Genomic DNA, 22,896 nt, shown 5'->3' on the forward strand with positions numbered 1-22,896 from the left:
GACGGATTCCTTTGCGTTGAGGGGAGTTGGGTACAGCGGGCGTACGGCTCAGAGGTGGGCGTACACGTCGTCGAGGGAGATGCCGCGGGCGACCATCATCACCTGCACGTGGTAGAGGAGCTGCGAGATCTCCTCGGCCGCGGCTTCCTTGCCCTCGTGCTCGGCGGCCATCCAGACTTCGGCGGCCTCCTCGACGACCTTCTTGCCGATGGCATGGACGCCCTTGTCCACCAGCTCGGCGGTGCGCGACGTGGCGGGGTCGCCGTTGGCGGCCTTGTGCTGGAGCTCGGTGAAGAGCTCCTCGAAAGTCTTCTTGGACATGATGTCGCTTACTTTACGCGGCTTCCCGGCCCCGCTCACCGCCAGGGTTCGGAGATCGTACGCAGCGTGGTCGCGGTGGCGACGGCGGCGGTGACCGCTTCGTGCCCCTTGTCCTCGTGGGAGCCCTCGATGCCCGCCCTGTCCAGGGCCTGCTCCTCGGTGTCGGTGGTGAGGACGCCGAAGCCGATGGGCACCCCGGTGTCCACCGTGACCTGGGTGAGGCCCTGCGTGACGCCCTGGCACACGTACTCGAAATGCGGGGTTCCGCCGCGGATGACGACGCCGAGCGCCACGATGGCGTCGTAGCCGCGTCCCGCGAGGACCTTGGCGACGACCGGCAGCTCGAAGCTGCCGGGCACGCGCAGGACGGTCGGCTCGTCGATGCCGAGCTCGTGCAGGGCGCGCAGGGCGCCGTCGACGAGGCCGTCCATGACCTTCTCGTGCCACTGGGCGGCGATCACCGCGACCCGCAGGTCTCCGCAGTTCTTCACGCTCAGTTCGGGTGCACCTTTGCCGCTCACGCGCTTCTCCTGGTTTTCGTATGCGTTGTCGTACGCGTTGTCGTATGCCGGTACTTACTGGTTGCCGCAGGCCGACACCTCGGGGGTGGTGTCGAGCCAGGGCAGGTCGTGCCCCATCCGGTCCCGCTTGGTGCGCAGGTACCGGAGGTTGTGCTCGCCCGCCTGGACCGGCATCGGCTCGCGCCCGGTGACCTTGAGGCCGTGCCGGATCACCGCGTCGGTCTTGTCGGGGTTGTTCGTCATCAGGCGCACGCCGCGGACGCCGAGGTCGTCCAGGATCCGCGCCCCCGCTCCGTAGTCCCGGGCGTCGGCGGGCAGGCCGAGTTCCAGGTTGGCGTCCAGGGTGTCGCTGCCGCGCTCCTGGAGCTCGTAGGCGCGCAGCTTGGAAAGGAGGCCGATGCCGCGCCCCTCGTGGCCACGGAGGTAGACCACGATGCCGCGCCCCTCGTCCGTGATGCGCCGCATCGACGCCTCCAGCTGCGGGCCGCAGTCGCAGCGCAGGGAGTGGAAGACGTCGCCGGTCAGGCACTCGGAGTGGATGCGGACCAGGACGTCGTCGCCCTCGCCGATCTCGCCGTGGACGAGGGCGACGTGTTCGACGCCGTCGACGGTGGAGCGGTAGCCGTACGCCGTGAAGTCGCCGAAGGCGGTGGGCAGGCGGACCTCGGCCTCGCGGCGGACCGTCGGCTCGCTGCCGCTGCGGTAGGCGATCAGGTCCTCGATGGAGATGATCGTCAGGCCGTGCTTGCGGGCGAACGGGATCAGCTCCGGCAGGCGGAGCATCGTGCCGTCCTCGCCCGCGATCTCGACGATGGCCCCGGCGGGGCGCAGACCCGCGAGCCTGGCCAGGTCGACCGCGGCCTCGGTGTGGCCGTTGCGGACCAGGACGCCGCCGGACTTGGCGCGCAGCGGGAAGATGTGGCCCGGACGCACGAAGTCGGTGGGCTCGAACGAGCCCGCGGCGAGCATCTGGAGCGTGGTGGCGCGGTCGGCGGCCGAGATGCCGGTGGTGACGCCGTGCGCGCCGCTCGCGTCGACGGAGACCGTGAAGGCCGTCCGCATCGACTCGGTGTTGTTCTCGACCATCTGCGGGAGCTGGAGGCGGTCGAGCTCGTCGCCCTCCATGGGTGCGCAGATCAGGCCGCGGCACTCGCTCATCATGAAGGCGATGATCTCGGGCGTCGCCTTCTCGGCCGCGATGACGAGGTCGCCCTCGTTCTCGCGGTCCTCGTCGTCGACGACCACGACGGGCCGTCCGGCGGCGATGTCGCGGATGGCCGCCTCGACGGGGTCGAGGGCGAGGTCCGACGCGTCCTCTTCGTGACCTGTGCTGTACCAAACCGGTGTCGCGCTCATGCCGGGGTTCCTTCCATGACGGGCTGCGAGGCCTGCGAGGACGCAGAGCGCGACCGCAGCCACCAGTCGCGCATGCCCCACAGGACGAGCGCGAGGTAGATGACGTACACGAGGCCGGAGAAGGCCAGACCACTGCTGAACGCGAGCGGTACCCCGACCACGTCGACGAGGAGCCAGGCGAACCAGAACTCGACGAGGCCGCGGGCCTGGGCGACCATCGCGGCGAGCGTGCCGACGAAGATGTAGGCGTCGGGCCAGGGGTTCCAGGACAGGTCGGGGACGGCGGCGAACAGGGCGCCGACCGCGAGGGTGCCGATGGCCGTGCCGCCGAGCAGCACCCCGCGCTCCTTCCAGGTCGCGAACCGGACGGCGATGGAGCCGTCCTGCGCCTGCTGCTTGCCGTTGGTCCACAGACGCCAGCCCCACAGGGCCACGCCGATGACGAGGAGCTGCTTGCCGACACCGCCGGAGAGGTGGGCGGACGCGTAGGCGCCGACGAGGATGACGCCGGAGAGGAACTGGGCGGGCCAGGTCCATATGGAGCGCCGCCAGCCGAGCGCGAGGGCGATCAGGCCGACGGTGTTGCCCACCATGTCGGACCAGATCACGTGCTGCCCGAAGGCCGTGAAGGCTTCGGAGTTGAGCCAGTTCACTTCGTGGCCTCCTGAGCGGGAGCGGCGGTCGGAACAGCGGTGGCACGGTCGCCGAGCATCCGCTCGACGTACTTCGCGATGATGTCCACCTCGAGGTTGACCGGGTCGCCGGGCTGCTTGATGCCGAGCGTGGTCAGGGCGAGGGTGGTGGGGATGAGGCTGATGGTGAAGTAGTCGTCTCCCGCGTCGACCACCGTGAGGCTGACGCCGTCGACGGTGATGGAGCCCTTCTCCACCACGTAGCGGGCGAGCTCCGCGGGGAGCGAGATCTTGACGATCTCCCAGTGCTCGGAGGGCTTGCGGTCGACGATCTCGCCGGTGCCGTCGACGTGTCCCTGCACGATGTGTCCGCCCAGGCGGTCGCCCACGGCGGTGGGCCGCTCCAGGTTGACCCGCGATCCTGCCGCGAGCGCGCCCAGGCTCGATCGGTTCAGGGTCTCCGCCATCACATCGGCGGTGAACTCCGCGCCCTCGTGCTCCACGACCGTCAGACAGACCCCGTTGACCGCGATGGAGTCGCCGTGCTTCGCGCCGTCGGTGACGACGGGGCCACGGACGCGGAAGCGGGATGCGTCGTCCAGGTTCTCGACGGCGGTGATCTCGCCCAGCTCTTCGACGATTCCGGTGAACACTTCAGTGCTCCTTCGCTACGAGGGTCGCGGTGACGCGCAGATCGGTTCCGATGCGGACGGTCTCGCTCATGTCGAGCCGCAACGCTTCGGTGATGGTCGTGATTCCGCCGCCGGTGAGGACGGCTGGGCCCGCGCCGAGCAGGACGGGGGCGAGATAGGCGACGACGCGGTCGACGGCGCCCGCGGCGACGAAGGCTCCGGCGAGGGTCGGTCCGCCTTCGAGGAGGACGGAACGCACCCCGCGCGTGTGGAGCTCGTCGAGGAGGGCCGGGATGTCCAACCCGCCCTCCGCGCGCGGGAGTCGGACCGTTTCGGCATCGCCGTCGGGGGTCACGTTGTCGGCGACCGCGATGAGCGTGGGAGCCGCGTCGTCCAGGACGCGGGCGCCGGCCTTCACCGCGGTGCCGTTCGTGTCGACGACGACGCGCAGCGGCTGGACGGCTCCTTCGATGCCCCGCACGGCGAGGTGCGGGTCGTCGGCGCGCTGGGTGCCGGAGCCGACCACGACCGCGTCGCACTCGGCGCGAAGGCGGTGGACGTCGGCGCGGGCCTCGGCGGAGGTGATCCAGCGGCTGCTGCCGTCGGCGGCGGCGATGCGGCCGTCGAGCGAGGCGGCGTACTTCCAGGTGACGTGCGGGCGGCCGAGCCGCACGGAGGTCAGCCACGCGGCGTTGACCGCCGCCGCCTCGTCCTCGAGGAGGCCCGATCGCACGTCGACCCCGGCGGTACGCAGTCGCTGCGCGCCCCCGGTCGCGGCGGGGTTCGGGTCGCTGACCGCGTAGACCACACGGGCGATCCCGGCGTCGATGAGCGCCTGGGCGCAGGGGCCGGTGCGTCCGGTGTGGTTACAGGGTTCGAGAGTGACCAGGGCAGTGGCACCGCGGGCCTGTTCGCCGGCCGCGCGCAGGGCGTGGACCTCGGCGTGCGGGCCGCCGGCGCGCTGGTGGTAGCCCTCGCCGACGGTTTCTCCGGAGGCGTTGATGATCACGCATCCGACGACCGGGTTGGGGCTCGTGGCGCCGAGACCGAGCGCTGCGAGCGCGACGGCGCGACGCATGGCGGTGTGCTCGGGCTCGTTCGCTGCTACTGCGGCTGCGGTGGCCACCGGGTCCTCCTGCCTCATAAGGCACGGACTCCGGGGCCTGTCGATGACGACAGAATGTACGGACTGCGACACCGGGAGCGACGCCGGAACAAGACCTCTCCCTGGGGAACCCGGATACCGGGTATCCCAAAAACAAGCCACTCGGCGACGTGCACGAATGCCCGCCCGCCGCGCACTGCCTCCCATCCGGACTTTCACCGTCGGTCCAGGAATTTCACCTGGTCAACCGGCCGCTGGAAGCGGTCGGGTCGCGGACTATAACCGCCGGTTCGGAATTACACCGACCCCGGAGTGCGCTGCTTTTGGTACAGAGCCAGTCTGCCACGCCTGATCGACGCCCATGCGGGCGAGCCCCTGTGGCCTGGCTCACAGCGGCCGGGACAGCGGTCCGGCCAGTGGCGTGATCAGTGGCGTGGCCCGAAAAGCTCGTCCTGTGCCGCATCCCTGGCGGCGAGCAGCGCGCCCCGCAGCACGGCGGAGCCTCCAAGAGGGCTCGCCCTGATCTCTGTGCACAGCGGCGACATCGCGCTGACGCGCTTCATCACGCGGGCGGCGAGCACATCTGTGCCCGCGCGGCCCACCTCGCCGCCCAGGACCACACAGCCGGGGTCCAGGATCGCGGCCATGGCAGCGGCGCCGACGGCGATCCGGTCGGCGACCGCGTCGAGGTAGGCCTCATGGCCGGTCTCGACGGCGCCGCGAACCACGTCCGCGGCGCTCGCGCCCGGCTCCAGGATCCCGTGCTCGGCGCCGAGCTCACGGAGCGCGGCGGCGCCGACCAGCGAGTGGAGGCCGCCCTCGCAGGCGGTGGCGGACGGCAGCATGGCCGTGCCGGGCACCGGCAGGAAGCCGATCTCCCCCGCACCGCCCGACGCCCCGCGGCGCAGCTTCCCGTCGAGCACGACGGCGGCGCCGACTCCTTCGCCGAGCCAGAGGAGCACGAAGGTGTCGCGGTCGTGGGCGGCGCCGTCGCGCTGTTCGGCGCGGGCGGCGAGGTTGGTCTCGTTCTCCACGAGCACGCGCGCCGGGAGCCGCTCCTGCAGGGCGCCCGCTAGACCGCGGTGCCAGGCGGGCAGCGAGGTGGTGTCGCGCAGTTCCCCGGTGGCGGGGTCGATGAGGCCGGGCGCGCCGATCCCCACGGTGTGCAGCCGCCGGACGCCGCCGTCCCGTGCGGTGCGCTCGACGAGGGCCACGGCCTGCTCGACGGCGGGCCCGGTGCCGGTGTCACCGCCGATGGGCGCGGAGGCCTCGGCGAGCACCGCGCCGAGCAGATCGGTGACGACCACGGAGACGCCGTCGGTGCGTACGTCGAGCGCGGCGAGGTGAGCCCGGTCGGCGACGATCCCGTACAGCCGGGCGTTGGGCCCCCGGCGCTGGGCACCCGCCTCCCCCACGACCGCGATCAGGCCGGAGCCCTGGAGGCGCTCGACCAGGTCGGCGACCGAGGGCCTGGACAGGCCGGTGAGCTGCTTCAACTGGTTGGCCGTCAGCGGGCCTTCGCGCTGCAGAAGCCCCAGGGCGAGCCGGTCGTTGATGGCCCGGGCGGTGCTCGGTGATGCGGGCATGCCGGGATCCTTCCATAAACCTGCTAACTATCAGGCAGGGTTCCTGATAGTTTACGTCGCCGTAGCGGGACGGTACCTCGGGAGGGGCGGAGCATCGATGAGTGAAGTGGTCCTTGACGCAAGGCAGTTGAAGCGGGCGCGGTACGCCGTGGCCGCAGTTTTCTGCGTGCACGGCGCCGTCACCGGCTCCTTCGCGACACGCGTGCCCTGGATCCAGGAGCACGCGGGGCTCAGCGCGGGGCTCCTCGGCCTCGCCCTCGCCTTCCCCGCGATCGGCGCCTCCCTCGCGATGCCGCTCGCGGGCTGGGTCAGCCACCGGTTCGGCGCCCGGACGGCGCTGCGCGGGCTTCTCGCCCTGTGGACGATGGCCCTGATCCTGCCCTCGCTCGCGCCGAATCTGCTCACGCTCTGCATCGCCCTGTTCGTGTACGGCGCGACGGCGGGCATGTCGGACGTGGCGATGAACGCCCTCGGCGTCGAGGTCGAGACCCGCATGAAGAAGTCGATCATGTCGGGCCTGCACGGCATGTGGAGCGTCGGCGCCCTCATCGGCTCCGCGGCCGGCACGGTCGCCGCCCACCTGGGCGCTGACGCCCGCCTGCACCACACGCTCGCCGCCGTGGCGCTCACCGCGATCGGCCTCGTCGCCTGCCAGGGCGTGCTCGATCTGCAGGCGGCACCGGAGGAAGTGGCGCCGCCGCGGTTCTCGCTGCCGCCCAAGTCGGCGCTTCTGATCGGTGCGGTCGGCTTCTGCGCGGTCTTCGCCGAGGGCGCGAGCCTGGACTGGTCGGCGGTCTATCTGCGGGACGTCCTGGACACGTCGGCCGGTGTCGCCGCCGCGTCCACCACCGGATTCACGCTCACCATGGCGATCGCGCGGCTCGCGGGCGACGCGGTGGTGGACCGCTTCGGCTCGGTCCGCACGGTGCGCGTGGGCGGCGTGGTCGCGGCGCTCGGCGGGCTTCTCGTGGTGGTGGCCCCGCATCCGGCGATCGCCATGTGCGGATTCGCGATGCTCGGGCTCGGCATCGCGGTCGTGGTGCCCCTCGCGTTCGCCGCGGCCGGGCGCAGCGGCCCGAATCCGAGCCAGGCCATCGCGGGCGTCGCCACCATCACGTACACATCGGGCCTCATCGCCCCGTCCGCGATCGGCACGCTCGCCGACGCGACGAGCCTGGTGGTCTCCTTCGGCCTGGTGACGGTGCTCGCCTGCGGGCTCGCGGTGTTCGCGGGAGTCCTGCGCACGGACGGCCGCAAGGCCGCCGCGGCAAGCCCCGCGGATGCGGCGGCGCCCGGCCCGCGCCCCTGAGCCCGCCGCCGCGTCCGCCCCGACGGGTAGCCGAACTTATGCGGCACTAACATTGCGCTGATCTTTCAGGTCATTCTCACGGGCCATTCCCGGACACGGGTCAGTCCCGGTCACGGGTCAGTCCCAGTCACGGGTCATACCCACAGCTCGGCGCACAGAAGGCGGAACAGAACCATGGATCTCGGCGTGCGCTGGAGACTGCACGGCGACGGGCGCACCCCGGCGCCCGGAGCAGTCGTCCGTCCCGACGAGCGGCTCTCGTGGCCGCGGACCTTCGGGCTCGGCGCCCAGCACGTGGTCGCCATGTTCGGCGCGTCCTTCGTGGCGCCCGTCCTGATGGGCCTCGACCCCAACCTGGCGATCATGATGTCGGGTGTCGCGACCGTCATCTTCCTGCTCGCCACGCGCGGCCGGGTGCCCAGCTATCTGGGCTGTTCGCTCTCCTTCGTGGGCGTGGCCGCCGTCATCCGCGCGCAGGGCGGCTCCTCCGCGACGGTGACGGGCGCGGTCTTCGTGGTCGGCGCCGCGCTGTTCCTGGTGGGCCTCGCCGTCCAGAAGTTCGGGGCGCGGATCATCCATGCCGCGATGCCGCCGATCGTCACCGGCGCCGTCGTCATGCTGATCGGCTTCAACCTGGCGCCGGTCACCGCCTCCACGTACTGGCCGCAGGACCAGTGGACGGCGCTCCTGGTGATGCTGTTCACCGGTTTGGCCGTGGTGTGCCTGCGCGGATTCTGGTCGCGCGTCGCGATCTTCCTGGGTCTGATCTTCGGCTACGCCCTGTCCTGGGTCCTCGACCTGACCTTCGGCAAGATCCACTCGGCGGACGGCTCGGGCAAGGTCGTCGACCACTGGCGCCTGGACCTCTCCGCTGTCGGCAACGCCGACTGGATCGGCCTGCCGTCCTTCCACGCGCCGAGCTTCGAGTGGTCGGCGATCCTCGTCGCGCTGCCCGTCGTGATCGCGCTGGTCGCGGAGAACGCCGGGCACGTCAAGGCGGTCGGCGAGATGACCGGCGACAACCTGGACGACAAGCTCGGCACGGCGATCTCCGCCGACGGCGCCGCGTCCATGCTCTCCACGGCGGTGGGCGGCCCGCCCAACACGACGTACTCCGAGAACATCGGCGTGATGGCGGCGACCCGCGTCTACTCCACGGCCGCGTACTGGGCAGCCGCGTGCTTCGCCCTGCTCTTCGGCCTCTGCCCCAAGTTCGGCGCGGTCGTGGCGGCCATCCCGGGCGGCGTGCTCGGCGGCATCACCGTCATCCTCTACGGCATGATCGGCCTGCTCGGCGCCCAGATCTGGATCAGCGCAGGGGTGGACCTGCGCAATCCGCTGAACCTGGTCCCGGCCGCGGCGGGCATCATCATCGGCGTCGGCGGCGTCTCGCTGAAGATCACGGACAACTTCGAGCTGAGTGGCATCGCGCTCGGCACGATCGTCGTGATCACGGGCTATCACGTACTTCGCGCCTTCGCCCCGCCGCACCTCAAGTCGCAGGAACCGCTCCTCGATTCGGGCACGTCCTCGTACGACGAAGCCGACGAAGCCGACGAAGCCCCCGAGGAGGGCCCGGAAGCGGGCGCCGACGGATCTCAGCCGCGCGCCACGTCGTAGCCCCCTCAGGGGCACACACGATCGCCGTTCCCTCGTTCTGGGGAAGCAGCCGGTGCGGCGGCACGCGGTCCGGCCCAGGGCTGGGAACCTGCCACCATGGCGCAGTTGGAGCGGTTCGCGGAGTTCACAGGCTCGGCACACGGGGTTGACGGCGTGGTGACGCGGATGCGCGCGCTGGGCGCAGGCTTCCCCTCGGGGGACGGGGTCGGGGTCTTCAACCGGGTCTATCTCTCGGTCACCGAAGAGGTCGCCCTGCATGTCGAAAGCGGCCGCTTCCCGGACGCCGGAGCCGCGATCACGCTGGACGTCCTGTTCGCCGAGCGCTATCTGACGGCGGTCGACACCGTGGCCGCCGACCGCAGACCGCCCGCCTGCTGGCGGCCGCTGTTCGAGCTCCGGCGCCATCCCGGCGTACGTCCCCTGCAGTTCGCGCTCGCGGGCATCAACGCACACATCGGGCACGACCTACCGCTGGCCGTCGTGGACACCTGTCGTGCGCTCGGCTGCGAACCGGCCGACCTGGAGGACGAGTTCGAGCGCGTGGGCGACATTCTCGTCTCGCTCGAGGAGCGCATCCGCGAAGATCTGATGCCGGGCCCCGACCTCTTCCAGGTCGCCGACCCGCTCACCCATCTGCTCGGCTCCTGGAGTCTGGAGCGGGCCAGGGACAGCGCGTGGGCGACGGCGCTCGCGATGCGGGCCCTGCACGAACTGCCCTCCGTCGCCGAGAAGTTCCGTGACCGCCTGGACGGAGCGGTCGGCCTCGTGGGCCGGATGCTGCTCACGCCCCTGCCGGACTGATCCGGCCACTCGGCGCCCACACCCGGGTAACTACCCAGCGATCCTTGTACGTTGAAATAAGTGACCCCGGATGCGAAGGAGCACAAGCATGGCCACACGACTCGGACTCAGCCTCCCGCAGGGCCGGCAGTACAGCATCGGACGTGACGTCCCGGCGGTGGCCCGCGCAGCCGAGGAGATCGGGTACGAGAGCCTGTGGGTCTATGAACGCGTCCTGTTCCCCGAGCCCGCGACGCAGGGTCTTTACGGCATCGAGGGCCTGCCCTGGCCCGACACGTACCGCTCGGTGCCCGACCCGCTGATCACCCTGACCCTGGCAGCCGCGGCCACCGAGCGGGCGCGCCTTGGCACCAGCGTCCTGATCGCCCCGCTGCACGTGCCGTTCCAACTGGCGCGCTCGCTCGCCACATTGGACGCGGCGAGCGGCGGCCGTGTCGTCGCCGGTCTCGGCACCGGCTGGTCGCACGACGAGTACGCGGCCGCGGGGGTGGCCCCCTTCGAGAAGCGCGGCAAGGTCCTGGACGAGCTGATCGACGTCTGCCACGCGGTCTGGGGCCCGGACCCGGTCTCGTACGAAGGGGAGCTGACCACGATCGCGCCCTCCGTGGTCGGCCCCAAGCCCGCACGCCCCATCCCGATCCTGCTGCCCGCCAACAGCCCGCGCGCCCTGCGCAGGCTCGTCGACCGCGCCGACGGCTGGATGCCGGTCGGCATGGGCGCCGAGAAGCTGGCCGAGCAGGCGCAGGCTCTGAAGGAACTGGCCGCCGAGCGGGGGCGTACGGCCCCGGTCCAGAGCGTCCTGCGGGTCAACGCCCGGTACACGCCGACCGCGTACGAGGGCGAGAAGCGCTCCCCGTTCCAGGGCAACGTCGCGCAGATCATCGAGGACCTCGAGGCACACGCCTCGACGGGCGCCGTGGAGGAGATCCTCATCGAACTCGCGGGCAGCACGCGGGACGCGGAGGAACTGAAGGACCTGGCGGCCGAGGTGTACGAGGCGGCGAGGGCAGCAGGGGTGTAAGACCCGGGCCGATGGGAGCGCCCGAAGGGGCGCGGGGAACTGCGCGACCAGCCACAACGGCCGGTCAGATTCCCACGCGCCCCAGGCAAGACGGCGCCGCCTGTCAGTCCTCCGGCAGCTCGACGGGAGCAATCTCGTCGTACACATCGCCGGGCCCGGGGTTCGTCCCGTCCGTGGCCCCGCCAAGGTGGTGCATGACGCCCCACACGGCGTTCAGCGCGGTCGTCACGGCGCCCTCGGCCCACCCGGCCGTCCAGGAGATGTCGTCACCGGCGAGGAAGATCCCCCGCTTGTCCTCGGGCAACGAGCCCTGCATGAAGTGCGTGAACAGGCGCCGCTGGTAGCGGTAGTGGCCGGGCAGGTTCGCCTTGAAGGCGCCCATGAAGTAGGGCTCGTTCTCCCACGACACCGTCACCGGGTTACCGATGATGTGCTTGCGGATGTCGACCTTGGGATAGATCTCGCCGAGCGACTTGAGCATGACCTCCATGCGCTCGTTCGCCGAGAGCGGCAGCCACTTCAGGCTGTCGTCGCACCAGGTGTAGGAGAGGCAGATGACGGCGGGCTTGTCCGGCCCGTCGTCGAGCAGGTAGGTACCGCGCGTCATCCGGTCGGTGAGCGTCATCGACATGACGTCACGGCCCGTCTCCTCGTCCTTGTCCAGCCAGAACGGCCGGTCCACGGGCACGAAGAGCTTGGAGGACTCCATGTAGTGGGTCCGCTCCATCGCCGTCCAGTGGTCGATGGGGAAGAGCGTGTCGTCACACGCGATCTTGGAGAGCAGCATCCAGGACTGGGCGGTGAAGATCGCCGCCTGGTACGTGCGGATGTCGCCCGACGCGTCGGTGACGGTGACGCGGTTGCCCGCGGTGCGGTCGAGCCGGGTCACGGCGGGCTTCGGCACCCCGCCCTCGTGCAGCGAGCTCAGGGACGTGCCGAGCCCCCAGTGCACGATCTTCTGCGGCTCGCGGTCCCACATCCGCAGCGGAAGCTGCTGGCTGCCGCCGACGATGCCGCGGTGGTGGTCGTCGGCCTCGGTGTAGACGACGCGCAGGATCTCCAGGATGGAGTTCGGGAAGTCGGTGTCCCAGCCGCCCGTGCCGAAGCCGACCTGGCCGAAGATCTCGCGGTGCCTGAAGGACTTGAATGCCTCGGACTCGCAGAGGAAGCCGTAGAAGGTCTGGTTGTCGAGCTTCTCGACGAGCTTCGACCAGATCTCACGGATCTTCGGTACGTCGCGCTCGCGCAGGGCGCGGTTCATGTCGGAGAAGTCGGCGCCCTCCTCCAGACAGGAGTTCCAGGCGTTCATCACGTCGCGGTAGACCTGGGGAAGGTCGTCGACGGACGTCGCGTAGTGGGACTCGCCCTTGAGGTCGACGACCGTCGAGGGGGTCGACTCCGCGAGGGGGTTGGGGAACGGCTGGGTCTTGAGGCCCACCAGGTCGATGTAGTGCTGCAGCGCCGTCGAGGACGGCGGGAAGCGCATCGCGCCCATCTCGGCGGTCAGATCGCCGTCACAGCCGTCGAAGCCGACGGTGCGCAGGCGGCCACCGATCTGGTCGGCCTCGTAGACGACGGGCTTGAGGCCCATCTTCATCAGTTCGTACGCCGCCACGATGCCGGACAGGCCACCGCCGATGACCGCGACCTCCGTGCCGTGCTCGGTCGCGGGTATCTGGCCCAGGCCCGCCGGGTGCGCGAGGAAATCGTCGTACGCGTACGGGAAGTCCGGACCGAACATGGTGATCGGAGGCTGCGCGTCGGTGTGCTGGACGGCGTTGGGCACCGTGGACGTCATGGGGTACGGACTCCTTGCGGGAACGGCAGAACAGAAGAAGGGGGAGGCTCGGGAGAGGGAGGCTCGGGAGATTCAGCTCAGGGACGCGTACAGATCCGGGCGTCGGTCGCGCAGATAGGGGTTGGCCTCGCGCGACGCGGCGAGGAAGGCCGGGTCCGCGTCGGCGAACACCAGCTGCTCGTCCCGCCCGGCGCGGGTGCGCGCGACTCCGTCGGGCCCTGCGAGTGTGGAGAGCCCGACGAACTCGAACTCCCCTTCCTTGCCGACCCGGTTGACGTAGGCGACGTACATCTGGTTCTCGAAGGCCCGCACCGGAACGACGGACTCGGCGACGAACTGGAAGGGGTGCATCTGGGCCGTGGGCACGAGCAGCAGGTCGGTGCCCGCGAGGGCGTGCGCGCGGACGTTCTCCGGGAACTCCACGTCGTAGCAGATCATCAGGCCGATCCGCAGACCGCCCAACTCGGCCTGGACGACGGCCTGTTCACCGGGGGTGAAGGAGTCGCGCTCGAAGCAGCCGAAGAGGTGGGTCTTGCGGTAGTTCGCCAGGCGCGTGCCGTCGGTGCCGATCAGCTGGACGGAGTTGAAGACCTGCTCGCCGTCCCGCTCCGGGTAGCCGTAGGCGATCGCGACGCCGTGTCGTACGGCGCTCTCGGCGATCGCGGCGGCCGATGCCCCGTCGGCGGCCTCGGCCAGACGCGGCACGTCGTCGCCGATGGCGTACCCGGTGAGGTACATCTCGGGCGCCACCAGAAGGCCCGCGCCCGCCTCGGCGGCACGGGCGGCGGACTCGTCGAGCGCCTTGAGATTGGCGGCGACGGAGCCGGGGCGGCCCGAGCTCTGGAGCAGGGCGGTGCGCAGCGGGGGCATGACGGACCTCGGGGCGTACGAAGGGGCTGGTGGGGATCGTTTAGACGCTACGGTCGGCAGCCCTCGCCCGACAAGGCGCGAGCGTTGCGGGCTACTGCTCGATCTGTTGCGCGTGTGAGGCCCTGATCGGCGATTCGTTGCGTGGCGGCATGGGACCGGGGTCGTAGTGATGTCCACCGCATGGCGCACGGTGCGCGGGGGTGTCCCCCGCCGCGCGGCGGAGGCGGATTGCCGCCCGTGGCCGGACGTGCCGGGACCCCCTGCCGCGGGAGCGTGATCTCACCCGGAAGGACCGGGTGAACGGCACTTCGGACGGAGGCTCCCCGTGAGCCGCAACACAAGCACCCGGACCGCTCGCAGCCGCGTGATCGCCATCGGAACCGCCCTGCTGATCTGCGCCGGAGCCGCGGGAGCGGCCGTCGCCTCCGACGACGACGACGGCGACGGCGGCGGCGCGCGCCGGGCCGCCGAGGCCCGCCCGCACGCACAGAAGCGCGAGGCCGCCACGCTCACCGGCACCGCGAAGCTGTACCGCAAGACCACCGAGGACGTGACGTTCACCTTCGACGCCCACCTCCCGCAGCGCCACAACATGCGCCCGGACAAGGCGACCGGCACCTTCCGCTTCGTCCACCTCGACAAGCCGGGCGGCAAGGGCGGCTGGGCGAAGGGCCGCATCGACTGCCTGATGACGGGCGGCAAGGTCGCCACGGCCACCGGCATCATCACCGCCACCAACCTCAAGGACATCAAGGGCGGCCGCGTCGGCTTCAGCGTCCACGACCAGGGCAAGCACGACCGCGTGGGCTACAGCTGGGCCGCGGTGGGCGGCCCCGACGGGACCAAGAAGCTGCCGAAGTGCACGAGCTCGGCCCCCTTCGAGAAGGTCAAGAAGGGCACCGGCGACTTCCACGTCAAGCCCTGGCACCTCACGTACCCGACCGGCTGACGCGCCGGGGCTCGCCCGTACGGGGGTCGGGCGGGCCCGGCATCTCCACCTCACGGACCAGCTGTCCCCCGCCGCACGGCGGAGCCGGTCACCACCTTGCGCGCGATGCGACGGGCACCGGTCCACGGGAGTGTGGATCACGCCCGGAAGGACCGGGCCGACCACAGTCAGACGGGGGCTTCACATGCACCGCCGCTCCACCCTCATCCGAGTCGTCGCCGTAGGCGCCACGCTCCTCGCGCTCGCCGGAGTCGCGGGCTCCGCGACCGCGTCGGACACGACCGCTTCGGACGCCCCGCACCCCGGGCGCGAGGCCGCAGCCCTGACCGGAACCGCCAAGCTGGACCGGCCCCCCGGCGACAACGCCACCATCACCATCGACGCCCATCTGGACGCGGCGGACAAGAACGACCCGGGGAAGGCCCACGGCACGATCAAACTCAGCCACTACATGGAGAAGCCCAAGTTCGGCGGCTCCGCCGAGGCCCGCGTGGACTGCCTGCTGACCGGCGGAAAGGTCGCCACGGTGTCTGCGGTCGTCACGAAGGCGGACGGCGGCCTCAAAGGGGCGGTCGGCAAGCGCCTCGGCCTGACGGTCCACGACCAGGGCAAGGGCAAGCAGGACCGCTTCGGCTACAGCTGGGCCATGGTCGGCATCCCGAACGATCTGCCGGACGACATGCCCAAGTGCGTGAGCGCGGCCCCGTTCGACAAGACCAAGCCGGGCAGCGGCGATCTCCACGTACTGCCGATGAAGTAGCGCCCGACCCGCGGCAGAGGCGCTACGCGGGCGCCCCGGACGAGAATCGCCGCATCAAAGGCGAAAGCACGAGCACGGACTTCGTCCGTTCCACGAAGTGCTCGCCCGCGATCCGCTCGAGCACCCGCTCGAAGTGCCGCATGTCGGCGGCGAAGACCTGGACGACCGCGTCCGCGTCACCGGTGACGGTGGACGCGGACGCGATCTCCGGATACCTCTCCAGACCCCGCCGGATCGCCTCCGGCGAGGTGTTGCGGCGGCAGTAGATCTCGATGAACCCCTCGGTCTCCCAGCCGAGCGCGGCCGGGTCGACCCGCACGGTGAATCCCGTGATGGCGCCGGTCTCGCGGAGCCGGTCCACGCGCCGCTTGACGGCGGGCGCGGAGAGCCCGACCAGCTGGCCGATGTCGGCGTAGGAACGGCGGGCGTCCTCGGCGAGGGCGTGCACGATGCGTTCGTCGAGATCGTTCAGTCGCACTGGGGGTGGATCACTTCTCTGCGGAGGCCAATCGGGAGCGGCTCATGCCGTAAAAGAAGTAGAACACGAGGCCGACGGCCATCCAGACACCGAAGACGATCCAGGTGATGGAGTCGAGGCTGAACATGTTGTACGCGCAGAAGCCGAAGCCGAGCACGGGGAACAGCCAGCCCAGCGGCACCCGGAAAGTGCGCGGCATGTCCGGGCGCGTCCGGCGCAGCACGATCACCGCGATGTTGACCAGGCCGAAGGCGAAGAGCGTACCGATGCTGGTGGCGTCGACGAGCTTGCCGAGCGGGATGACGGAGGCGAGCGCGGCGCAGAACAGCGACACGATGACGGTGTTCACGCGGGGCGTGCCCGTCTTCTTGCTGACCTTGCCGAACACCTTGGGGACCAGGCCGTCGCGGGACATGGCGAACAGGACGCGGGTCTGGCCGTAGAGGACGGTCAGGACGACGGACGCGATGGAGATGACCGCGCCGGCGGCGAGGATCGTGCCCCACATGCCCTGCCCGGTGACGTCGTTCATGATCGCGGCGAGCGTGGCCTCCGAGCCCTCGAAGTCCTTCCAGTTCCAGGCGCCGACGGCGACGGCCGCGACCAGGACGTAGAGGGCCGTGACGATGACCAGCGAGAGCATGATCGCGCGGGGCAGGTCGCGCTGCGGGTTCTTCGCTTCCTCACCGGCGGTGGAGGCGGCGTCGAAGCCGATGTACGAGAAGAAGAGGCTCGCGGCGGCGGCGCTGACGCCCGCCGTGCCGAGCGGCATGAAGTCCGAGTAGTTGCCGGACTTGAAGCCCATGAAACCGATGGTGCAGAAGAGCACGAGTGCGGCGATCTTCACGATGACCATGATCGTGTTGGCCGTCGCCGATTCCTTGGCGCCGCCGAGCAGGAACACCATGGCGAGCAGCACGACGATCAGGCCGGGCAGGTTGATGACGCCGCCCTCACCGGGTGCCGATGAGAGCACGTCCGGGATGGTGACACCGATCGTTCCGTCGAGCAGCTCGTTGAGGTACTCGCCCCAGCCGACGGCGACCGCCGCGACAGAAACGCCGTACTCCAGGACCAGGCACCATCCGCAGACCCAGGCGACGAGTTCACCCATCGTTGCGTACGCGTACGAATACGAGGATCCGGCGACCGGTATGGAACCCGCAAGCTCGGCGTAGGAGAGCGCGGAGAAGAGCGCGGTGAGACCGGCGATCACGAAGGAGATCGTCACGGCCGGCCCGGCCTTCGGGACGCTCTCGCCGAGGACGACGAAGATGCCGGTGCCGAGCGTGGCACCGATGCTGATCATGGTCAGCTGCCACATGCCGAGGGAGCGCCGCAGCGAGCCGCCTTCACCCTGACCACCCTCCGCGACCAGGAGTTCCACCGGCTTGCGCCGCATCAAGCGACCGCCGAGCCCCCTGGCCCCCGAGGGGTTTGGGTGGTCTTGCGGGGGTGCGCCTTGGTCGAGCACGCGTGGCTCCTTCATCGCTGCCGGTCAGGGCGGCGGGGCCCGCGGCAGCTCCCACGCATGGTCGGGGACCGCCGAGCATGCGGACCCTGCCACACCACGTACAGCGGATGACTCTATGAGGCGCGCTTCACGTACGTAATGCAGCAACCTTGCGCGGCCCCGCATGATCGTTGCGTACTTCGCCTCCCCGCGGGTCTTCGTTGCGCGGTCCGATTCGTCCGTTGCGTGCCGAGGCGCCGGGGAAGTGGTTGACACTTCGTCAGATCTGCCTCATCGTGCACCCCGGTCGAGCCGATCGCGCACCCGGGTCGAGAGGGAGGCAGCAGGCCATGGACCTCGATGTGCTGTACGAGATCGACGTACCGAAGCCCTGGAACGGACCCCACCCCCACGGCCAGCGCACCGCCGAGCAGCGCGCCTACCGCGAGGCCGTGGAGCAGATCCGGCTCGCGGACCGGGTCGGCTTCCGCACGGTGTGGGCCGTGGAGCACCACTTCCGCGAGGGCCGCTCGCACTGCCCCGCGCCCGAGGTCCTTCTCGGGCATCTCGCGGCGCTCACCGAGCGGATACGCCTCGGCTTCGGCGTCACGCTCACCCCCTTCGGCTTCACTCCCCCGCAGCGGATCGCGGAGAAGGTGGCGGCGGTGGACGTGCTCTCGGACGGGCGTGTGGAGTGGGGCACGGGGCGGTCGACCCCCATGGAGCAGACGGCCTTCGGCGTCGACCGCGAGCAGTCGCGGTCCGACTGGCGCGAGGCGATCGAGATCGTGACGGGCATGTGGCGCGAGGAGTACTTCGCCTACGAGTCGGAGCGCTTCACCTTCCCCCGGCGGATGGTCACGCCCAAGCCGGTCCAGGACCCGCACCCGCCGTGCTGGATGGCGGCCACATCCCCCGGTTCGGCGGAGGTCGCGGGCGCGGCGGGCCTCGGTCTGCTCTCCTTCTCGATCATGCAGCCGCTGGACGCGATGGCCCGCCAGGTCGCCGCCTACCGCGCGGCGGCGAGCACACCCGCCCCGATCACGGACGTCACCACGGACCGCGTCAGCGCGTACACGCTGGTGCACGTGGCGGACCGGCCTTCGCGGCGGGTCTGGGACTCGGTGGCCTGGTGGTACCGCAACCTGGCCCAGTTCACGCTCGACTGGGAGCTGCCTCACCTGACCCCCGACGAGCGCGAACGGACCTTCCCGTTCCTCACCCCGATCATCGAAGGGAACGTCCCCGTCGAGGAGTTCAACGACGGCGACATGATCCTGATCGGTGACGCGGAGACCATCGTCCGCAAGGCAAAGCGCTACGCCGACCTCGGCATCGACCAGCTCATCTGCTACGTCCAGTGGGGCTATCTGGAGCACCAGGAGATCCTGCGCACGATCGAGATCCTGGGCAAGGAAGTCATCCCGGAGCTGGCGTCGTACCGGCCCCGGCGGGCGACACCGTGAGTGAGCTTTCGGCGGGCGACGCCGTGAGCGAGCCTCTCGACGCATCGCCCGTCCCCGACTACGCCGCCCTGCACCGCCTGGACTACCGCACCTTCGTCCTGCTCGGCGCGGGCAACGGCATCGGCCGCCAGACGGCGCACGCGCTCACGGCTGCGGGCGCGCGGGTCCTGTGCGTGGATCTCGACAAGGGCCGCGCCGAAGCCGTCGCGGCCGAGACGGGCGGCATCGCGTACGTCGCCGACGTGACGCGCCGCGAAGAGATGCGGGAACTCTTCGCGCACGCGCGCCGGGAGTTGGGCCCGATAGGCGGTGTCGTCGACATCGTCGGCATGGCCCGCTACGCGCCGCTTGACGAGCTTGACGACGCGTCCTGGGACTGGCACTTCTCCCTCGTCCTGCGGCACGCCTGGCTCGCGGTCCAGTACGGCGGCGAGGCGCTCGCCGACGCGGGCGGCGGCCCCCTGGTCTTCGTGGCGTCGGTGTCGGGCCTGACGGCAGCGCCCCTGCACGCCGCTTACGGCGCGGCCAAGGCGGGCCTGATCTCCCTGGTCCGCTCGGCGGCGGTGGAGTACGGCCCGCGCGGGGTACGGGTGAACGCGGTGGCGCCCGGTGTCGTCTGGACGCCACGGGTGGCGGGCCTGATCGGCGAAGAGGGCCGCGCGCGGAACGCCCGCAACGCCCCGCTCGACCGGGTGGCCGAGACCTCGGACATCGCATCGGCCCTGCTCTTCTTCGCCTTGCCGCTCTCCTCCTACGTGACCGGCCAGACGCTCGTCGTGGACGGCGGGGTCGGCGTGAAGTTCCCGTATCCGACCATCGGGGGTGCGCGGTGAGGGAGTTCGTGCGCGGCGCGGCCTGGTGGACCGAGGACGGCCGGGCGGTGCGTGCCGACCCGGCCGACCGGGAGCGGCTGCCCGGGGACACGTGGGAGCGGGCGGGCCTACCGGCCGGGGTGCGGCTTGAGTTCACCGCGTGCGGGGTGAGCGCCGTGGAGATCGCGTACACCGCTTCTCCCCCGTCAGCTGCGGACTCGTACCGCGACGCGCCCGCGATGTTCACGCTGCTCGCCGGCGAGGACGCCATCGACACCCCCGCACCGCCGCCGGGCGAGCACCGGGTGCTGGTCCATCTCCCTTATCCCGACGGCGAGTTCACCCTGCACCTGCCGGAGGCGCTCCGGCCCGTCCTGCACGGCGTTCGCCCGGTCGACGGCACCCTGACGCCTGCCGCCCGCCGACCGCGCTGGCTCGTCCACGGTGACTCGATCGCGGAGGGCTGGTCGGTCTCACGGCCCCATCTGGCGTGGCCCGCCCTTGCGGGACGGGCTCTCGGCGTGGAGTCGGTGAATCTCGGATACGCGGGCGCGGCGCGCGGAGAACTGGCGTCGGCCGAGCAACTCGCCTCACTGGAAGCCGACTTGCTCACCGTCGCCTTCGGCACGAACTGCTGGTCACGTACGCCGCATTCGGCGGGGCTGCTGTACGAGACGGCGCGGGCGTTCCTGGCCCTGGTGCGTCGGGGTCACCCGGACGTTCCCCTCCTGGTGGTCTCCCCGGTGATCCGCCCGGACGCCGAGACGACACCGAACGCGCTGGGCGCCACGCTCGGGGAGCTGCGGACCGCCGTGGAGCGGGCGGCACTGGACGCGGGAGTGGATCTACTGCCGGGCCGCGAGCTGCTGCACGCCGGACACCTGGTCGACGGCGTACATCCGGGCGACGAGGGCCACGAGCTGCTGGCGAAGGCGGTGGTGTCAGCGCCCCGAAGGAGCGCGGGGAACTGCGCGACCAGCCACGGCAAACCCGCGGACGAATGGCACAGCTCCCCGCGAAGCCCCTAGCTCCAACTGGCGTGCAGGGGCTTGCCCTCCGCGTAACCAGCGGCGCTCTGCACACCCACGGTGGCCCGCTCGGCGAACTCCGCCAGCGAGCCGGCACCGGCGTACGTGCAGGAGGAACGGACGCCCGCGATGATCGAGTCGATCAGGTCCTCCACGCCGGGCCGCTCCGGGTCCAGGAACATCCGCGAAGTCGAGATGCCCTCCTCGAAGAGCGCCTTGCGGGCACGGTCGTAAGCCGACTCCTCGCTGGTGCGGTTCTTCACCGCACGCGCCGACGCCATGCCGAACGACTCCTTGTAGAGGCGGCCGTTGGCGTCCTGCTGCAGGTCGCCCGGGGACTCGTACGTCCCGGCGAACCACGAGCCGATCATGACGTTCGACGCACCGGCGGCCAGCGCCATGGCCACGTCACGGGGGTGGCGGACACCGCCGTCGGCCCACACGTGCTTACCGAACTTCGCGGCCTCCGCGGCGCATTCGAGCACCGCCGAGAACTGCGGGCGGCCGACGCCGGTCATCATGCGCGTGGTGCACATGGCACCGGGGCCCACACCGACCTTGATGATGTCGGCACCGGCCTCGATCAGGTCCCGTACGCCTTCGGCGGCGACGATGTTGCCCGCGACGATCGGCACCTGCGGGTCGAGCGCGCGCACGGCCTTCACCGCGGCGATCATCGACTCCTGGTGGCCGTGCGCGGTGTCCACGACGAGCGTGTCGGCGCCCGCGTCGAGGAGCTGCTTGGCCTTGGTCGCGACATCGCCGTTGATGCCGACGGCGGCGGCGATGCGCAGCTTGCCGTCGGCGTCGAGGGCGGGCGAGTAGAGCGTCGCGCGCAGGGCGCCCGTACGGGTCAGGATGCCGGCGAGGCGGCCGTCCTTGCCCACGGCGGGGGCGTAGCGGCGGTTGGCGGCGTCCAGCTTGTTGAAGGCGTCGCGCGGGTCGATGTCCGCGTCGAGCAGCACGAGGTCCTTCGACATGACCTCGGAGATCTGGGTGAAGCGGTCGACGCCGTTCAGGTCCGTGTCGGTGACGACGCCGAGCGGCTTCTGATCGGCGTCCACGACGACGGCCGCGTTGTGTGCGCGCTTGGAGAGCAGGGCGATCGCGTCGGCGACGGTCTGCGTGGGGGCCAGGACGATGGGGGTGTCCAGGACGTGGTGGCGCGTCTTGACCCAGGAGATGACCTCGGTGACGACCTCGATCGGAATGTCCTGCGGAATCACGACGAGGCCGCCGCGGCGGGCGACGGTCTCGGCCATCCGGCGCCCGGCGATCGCGGTCATGTTCGCGACGACCAGCGGGATCGTGGTGCCGGTGCCGTCCGGGGCGGAGAGGTCCACACCCTGTCGCGATCCGACGGCGGAGCGCCGCGGCACCATGAAGACGTCGTCGTACGTCAGGTCGTACGCAGGCTGGATGTCATTGAGGAAACGCACGTGCTGCTCATCCCAGTCGATCAGAGGTGGCCCCCGGACAGTTAGGCCGAGGGAAAAGCACGTACTTCAGTGTCCCATGTCCGGGGCGATGTGCCGCCTGGGATGATCACCCAGCCGGGGCGTGAGAGCCCTGGTCGGATCCTCCAAGAACCGGCCACGACGGTCACCGTCCGCTCAGGCGTGCGTGCCGAGCGCGAGGACGATCTCCAGACCCGTCCCGCGTTCTCGCGCGTATGCCACCGCGTCGGTGAACACCTCCTGGGCGACGATCCACTCCTGGGGCGCCGCTTCGGCGAACTCCTGCCAGCCGGTGACGACGAGCAGACGGCCGGGTGCGGCGGGCGCCCATCCCAGGTCCGTGAGGCAGTCGGCGAGCGCGTCCCAGTTGCGCCCGAACCAGTCGGGGAGCTCTAGCGCGCGGGCGCAGCGGTCCATGAAGGCCGCCTTGTCGCTCACCCCGCTCAGGTCGATCGAAACGGTGCTCAGGCCGGCGGCGCGGACGGCCGCAAGGACCGGCGCCAGCGGTTCGGACGTCATCTCAGTACCGCCTTGAAGGACGCGTAGTGGTCGTCGGTGTAGTAGGTCTCGCCGCCGCTTCCGGTGACGATCCGCCGTGCGCCCCGGTCACGTTCGCCGGGGGTGCGCACGGTGTACTCGCGGTAGTGGCCGCGCCGCTGCTTCGGCAGCTCTCCCTCGAAGTTGCCGAAGACGGAACCGTCCTTGGCGTACGGGAAGGGCCCGCCGTCAGCGATGAGCCGCAACGTCCCCCGGGCCTCGGCGGGCAGCCGGTCGGCCTGGACGGTGTCCATGCCGTGCGCCCAGGCGGGGGCTGAGGCCTCCGCGTCCCCGCCGCTGGCGGAGGAACACCCGGTGACGAGGACAGCGAGGCAGACAAGGAGCGCCGCCAGCACGCGAGGCACGAACCGGGTCGACATGCGA

General features: G+C 70.8%; 23 protein-coding genes and 1 riboswitch. Of the genes, 9 read left to right on the forward strand and 14 right to left on the reverse strand.

What is annotated here, in order from left to right:
• Positions 1-48: 48 nt before the first annotated feature.
• The 7 genes from ACFQ7F_RS19285 to ACFQ7F_RS19315 form a co-directional block, all read right to left on the reverse strand.
• The gene (locus tag ACFQ7F_RS19285) at positions 49-321 is read right to left on the reverse strand and encodes a phosphoribosyl-ATP diphosphatase (protein ID WP_055564821.1); all 273 of its coding nucleotides are present in this window, start codon (positions 319-321) and stop codon (positions 49-51) included.
• A gap of 35 nt (positions 322-356) precedes the next feature.
• Entirely contained in the window at positions 357-842 is a 486-nt protein-coding gene (ribH, locus tag ACFQ7F_RS19290; protein ID WP_383271872.1) for a 6,7-dimethyl-8-ribityllumazine synthase, read from the reverse strand.
• A 54-nt stretch (positions 843-896) separates the two neighbouring features.
• Positions 897-2,198: a bifunctional 3,4-dihydroxy-2-butanone-4-phosphate synthase/GTP cyclohydrolase II gene (locus ACFQ7F_RS19295; protein WP_383271874.1), complete on the reverse strand. Its 1,302-nt coding sequence runs from the start codon at positions 2,196-2,198 to the stop codon at positions 897-899.
• Positions 2,195-2,791, reverse strand: a complete 597-nt coding sequence (locus ACFQ7F_RS19300; RefSeq protein WP_383271945.1) for a nicotinamide riboside transporter PnuC — start codon at positions 2,789-2,791, stop codon at positions 2,195-2,197. The genes ACFQ7F_RS19295 and ACFQ7F_RS19300 overlap by 4 nt, the downstream gene beginning before the upstream one ends.
• A 56-nt stretch (positions 2,792-2,847) precedes the next feature.
• Complete coding sequence (locus tag ACFQ7F_RS19305) at positions 2,848-3,483, reverse strand: riboflavin synthase (RefSeq protein WP_383271876.1); 636 nt, start codon at positions 3,481-3,483, stop codon at positions 2,848-2,850.
• A 1-nt stretch (position 3,484) separates the two neighbouring features.
• Positions 3,485-4,606, reverse strand: coding sequence for a bifunctional diaminohydroxyphosphoribosylaminopyrimidine deaminase/5-amino-6-(5-phosphoribosylamino)uracil reductase RibD (gene ribD / locus ACFQ7F_RS19310; protein WP_383271878.1), 1,122 nt, complete (start codon positions 4,604-4,606; stop codon positions 3,485-3,487).
• A 150-nt stretch (positions 4,607-4,756) separates the two neighbouring features.
• Positions 4,757-4,887, reverse strand: a riboswitch (FMN riboswitch).
• Between the two features lie 105 nt (positions 4,888-4,992).
• Positions 4,993-6,153 (reverse strand): ROK family transcriptional regulator, encoded by a 1,161-nt coding sequence (locus ACFQ7F_RS19315; RefSeq protein ID WP_383271880.1) that lies wholly within the window; start codon positions 6,151-6,153, stop codon positions 4,993-4,995.
• Positions 6,154-6,250: 97 nt separating this feature from the next.
• Here ACFQ7F_RS19315 and ACFQ7F_RS19320 point away from each other — a divergent pair, with 97 nt between their 5' ends.
• The 4 genes from ACFQ7F_RS19320 to ACFQ7F_RS19335 all read left to right on the forward strand — a co-directional run bounded on the left by ACFQ7F_RS19320 (position 6,251) and on the right by ACFQ7F_RS19335 (position 10,904).
• Positions 6,251-7,462: an MFS transporter gene (locus tag ACFQ7F_RS19320; protein ID WP_383271882.1), complete on the forward strand. Its 1,212-nt coding sequence runs from the start codon at positions 6,251-6,253 to the stop codon at positions 7,460-7,462.
• Positions 7,463-7,636: 174 nt separating this feature from the next.
• The gene (locus ACFQ7F_RS19325) at positions 7,637-9,082 is read left to right on the forward strand and encodes a uracil-xanthine permease family protein (RefSeq protein WP_383271884.1); all 1,446 of its coding nucleotides are present in this window, start codon (positions 7,637-7,639) and stop codon (positions 9,080-9,082) included.
• A gap of 96 nt (positions 9,083-9,178) precedes the next feature.
• Entirely contained in the window at positions 9,179-9,883 is a 705-nt protein-coding gene (locus ACFQ7F_RS19330; protein ID WP_383271886.1) for a DUF5995 family protein, read from the forward strand.
• Positions 9,884-9,971: 88 nt separating this feature from the next.
• Complete coding sequence (locus ACFQ7F_RS19335; protein WP_383271888.1) at positions 9,972-10,904, forward strand: LLM class F420-dependent oxidoreductase; 933 nt, start codon at positions 9,972-9,974, stop codon at positions 10,902-10,904.
• A 103-nt stretch (positions 10,905-11,007) separates the two neighbouring features.
• Here the strand turns inward: ACFQ7F_RS19335 and ACFQ7F_RS19340 are convergent, their stop codons facing one another.
• Entirely contained in the window at positions 11,008-12,702 is a 1,695-nt protein-coding gene (locus ACFQ7F_RS19340; protein ID WP_383271890.1) for a flavin monoamine oxidase family protein, read from the reverse strand.
• Between the two features lie 72 nt (positions 12,703-12,774).
• A complete protein-coding gene (locus ACFQ7F_RS19345) occupies positions 12,775-13,563 on the reverse strand; it encodes a carbon-nitrogen hydrolase family protein (RefSeq protein ID WP_383271947.1) in 789 nt (262 codons plus the stop codon).
• Between the two features lie 334 nt (positions 13,564-13,897).
• Here ACFQ7F_RS19345 and ACFQ7F_RS19350 point away from each other — a divergent pair, with 334 nt between their 5' ends.
• On the forward strand, positions 13,898-14,521 hold the full coding sequence (locus ACFQ7F_RS19350; RefSeq protein ID WP_383271892.1) for a Repetin: 624 nt from the start codon (positions 13,898-13,900) through the stop codon (positions 14,519-14,521).
• Positions 14,522-14,705: 184 nt separating this feature from the next.
• A complete protein-coding gene (locus ACFQ7F_RS19355) occupies positions 14,706-15,281 on the forward strand; it encodes a Repetin (RefSeq protein WP_383271894.1) in 576 nt (191 codons plus the stop codon).
• A gap of 22 nt (positions 15,282-15,303) precedes the next feature.
• On the opposite strand, the gene ACFQ7F_RS19360 is transcribed toward ACFQ7F_RS19355, so the two are convergent.
• Positions 15,304-15,759, reverse strand: coding sequence for an Lrp/AsnC family transcriptional regulator (locus ACFQ7F_RS19360; protein WP_351168714.1), 456 nt, complete (start codon positions 15,757-15,759; stop codon positions 15,304-15,306).
• A gap of 10 nt (positions 15,760-15,769) precedes the next feature.
• Positions 15,770-17,233 (reverse strand): amino acid permease, encoded by a 1,464-nt coding sequence (locus ACFQ7F_RS19365; RefSeq protein ID WP_383271897.1) that lies wholly within the window; start codon positions 17,231-17,233, stop codon positions 15,770-15,772.
• Between the two features lie 329 nt (positions 17,234-17,562).
• On the opposite strand from ACFQ7F_RS19365, the gene ACFQ7F_RS19370 reads away from it, so the two are divergent.
• Genes ACFQ7F_RS19370 through ACFQ7F_RS19380 form a run of 3 tightly spaced genes read left to right on the forward strand, consistent with a single transcriptional unit; the run spans position 17,563 to position 20,518 of the window.
• Positions 17,563-18,678 carry an LLM class flavin-dependent oxidoreductase gene (locus ACFQ7F_RS19370; RefSeq protein WP_383271899.1) on the forward strand — a complete coding sequence of 372 codons (1,116 nt, stop codon included), beginning with the start codon at positions 17,563-17,565 and terminating at the stop codon, positions 18,676-18,678.
• Positions 18,675-19,511 (forward strand): SDR family NAD(P)-dependent oxidoreductase, encoded by an 837-nt coding sequence (locus tag ACFQ7F_RS19375; RefSeq protein ID WP_383271901.1) that lies wholly within the window; start codon positions 18,675-18,677, stop codon positions 19,509-19,511. Before ACFQ7F_RS19370 ends, ACFQ7F_RS19375 begins: the two co-directional genes overlap by 4 nt.
• On the forward strand, positions 19,508-20,518 hold the full coding sequence (locus ACFQ7F_RS19380) for a GDSL-type esterase/lipase family protein (protein WP_383271903.1): 1,011 nt from the start codon (positions 19,508-19,510) through the stop codon (positions 20,516-20,518). The genes ACFQ7F_RS19375 and ACFQ7F_RS19380 overlap by 4 nt, the downstream gene beginning before the upstream one ends.
• Here the strand turns inward: ACFQ7F_RS19380 and ACFQ7F_RS19385 are convergent.
• The 3 genes from ACFQ7F_RS19385 to ACFQ7F_RS19395 all read right to left on the reverse strand — a co-directional run bounded on the left by ACFQ7F_RS19385 (position 20,515) and on the right by ACFQ7F_RS19395 (position 22,892).
• Positions 20,515-21,957, reverse strand: a complete 1,443-nt coding sequence (locus ACFQ7F_RS19385) for a GuaB1 family IMP dehydrogenase-related protein (protein ID WP_383271905.1) — start codon at positions 21,955-21,957, stop codon at positions 20,515-20,517. The genes ACFQ7F_RS19380 and ACFQ7F_RS19385 overlap by 4 nt on opposite strands.
• Positions 21,958-22,131: 174 nt before the next feature.
• Complete coding sequence (locus ACFQ7F_RS19390; RefSeq protein ID WP_383271907.1) at positions 22,132-22,494, reverse strand: barstar family protein; 363 nt, start codon at positions 22,492-22,494, stop codon at positions 22,132-22,134.
• Entirely contained in the window at positions 22,491-22,892 is a 402-nt protein-coding gene (locus tag ACFQ7F_RS19395) for a ribonuclease domain-containing protein (protein WP_383271909.1), read from the reverse strand. Before ACFQ7F_RS19395 ends, ACFQ7F_RS19390 begins: the two co-directional genes overlap by 4 nt.
• Positions 22,893-22,896: the final 4 nt, after the last annotated feature.

This window comes from Streptomyces sp. NPDC056486 (genome assembly GCF_042795295.1).
GTDB lineage: Bacteria > Actinomycetota > Actinomycetes > Streptomycetales > Streptomycetaceae > Streptomyces.

What these genes read in the sequence shown, in the direction of transcription:
- ACFQ7F_RS19295 (WP_383271874.1), bottom strand. Translation starts at nt 2,198, where the DNA reads ATGAGCGCGACACCGGTTTGGTACAGCACAGGTCACGAAGAGGACGCG.
- ACFQ7F_RS19330 (WP_383271886.1), top strand. Translation starts at nt 9,179, where the DNA reads ATGGCGCAGTTGGAGCGGTTCGCGGAGTTCACAGGCTCGGCACACGGG.
- ribD (WP_383271878.1), bottom strand. Translation starts at nt 4,606, where the DNA reads ATGAGGCAGGAGGACCCGGTGGCCACCGCAGCCGCAGTAGCAGCGAAC.
- ACFQ7F_RS19340 (WP_383271890.1), bottom strand. Translation starts at nt 12,702, where the DNA reads ATGACGTCCACGGTGCCCAACGCCGTCCAGCACACCGACGCGCAGCCT.
- ACFQ7F_RS19320 (WP_383271882.1), top strand. Translation starts at nt 6,251, where the DNA reads ATGAGTGAAGTGGTCCTTGACGCAAGGCAGTTGAAGCGGGCGCGGTAC.
- ACFQ7F_RS19390 (WP_383271907.1), bottom strand. Translation starts at nt 22,494, where the DNA reads ATGACGTCCGAACCGCTGGCGCCGGTCCTTGCGGCCGTCCGCGCCGCC.
- ACFQ7F_RS19355 (WP_383271894.1), top strand. Translation starts at nt 14,706, where the DNA reads ATGCACCGCCGCTCCACCCTCATCCGAGTCGTCGCCGTAGGCGCCACG.
- ACFQ7F_RS19395 (WP_383271909.1), bottom strand. Translation starts at nt 22,892, where the DNA reads ATGTCGACCCGGTTCGTGCCTCGCGTGCTGGCGGCGCTCCTTGTCTGC.
- ACFQ7F_RS19285 (WP_055564821.1), bottom strand. Translation starts at nt 321, where the DNA reads ATGTCCAAGAAGACTTTCGAGGAGCTCTTCACCGAGCTCCAGCACAAG.
- ACFQ7F_RS19370 (WP_383271899.1), top strand. Translation starts at nt 17,563, where the DNA reads ATGGACCTCGATGTGCTGTACGAGATCGACGTACCGAAGCCCTGGAAC.
- ACFQ7F_RS19300 (WP_383271945.1), bottom strand. Translation starts at nt 2,791, where the DNA reads ATGGTGGGCAACACCGTCGGCCTGATCGCCCTCGCGCTCGGCTGGCGG.
- ACFQ7F_RS19335 (WP_383271888.1), top strand. Translation starts at nt 9,972, where the DNA reads ATGGCCACACGACTCGGACTCAGCCTCCCGCAGGGCCGGCAGTACAGC.
- ACFQ7F_RS19325 (WP_383271884.1), top strand. Translation starts at nt 7,637, where the DNA reads ATGGATCTCGGCGTGCGCTGGAGACTGCACGGCGACGGGCGCACCCCG.
- ACFQ7F_RS19315 (WP_383271880.1), bottom strand. Translation starts at nt 6,153, where the DNA reads ATGCCCGCATCACCGAGCACCGCCCGGGCCATCAACGACCGGCTCGCC.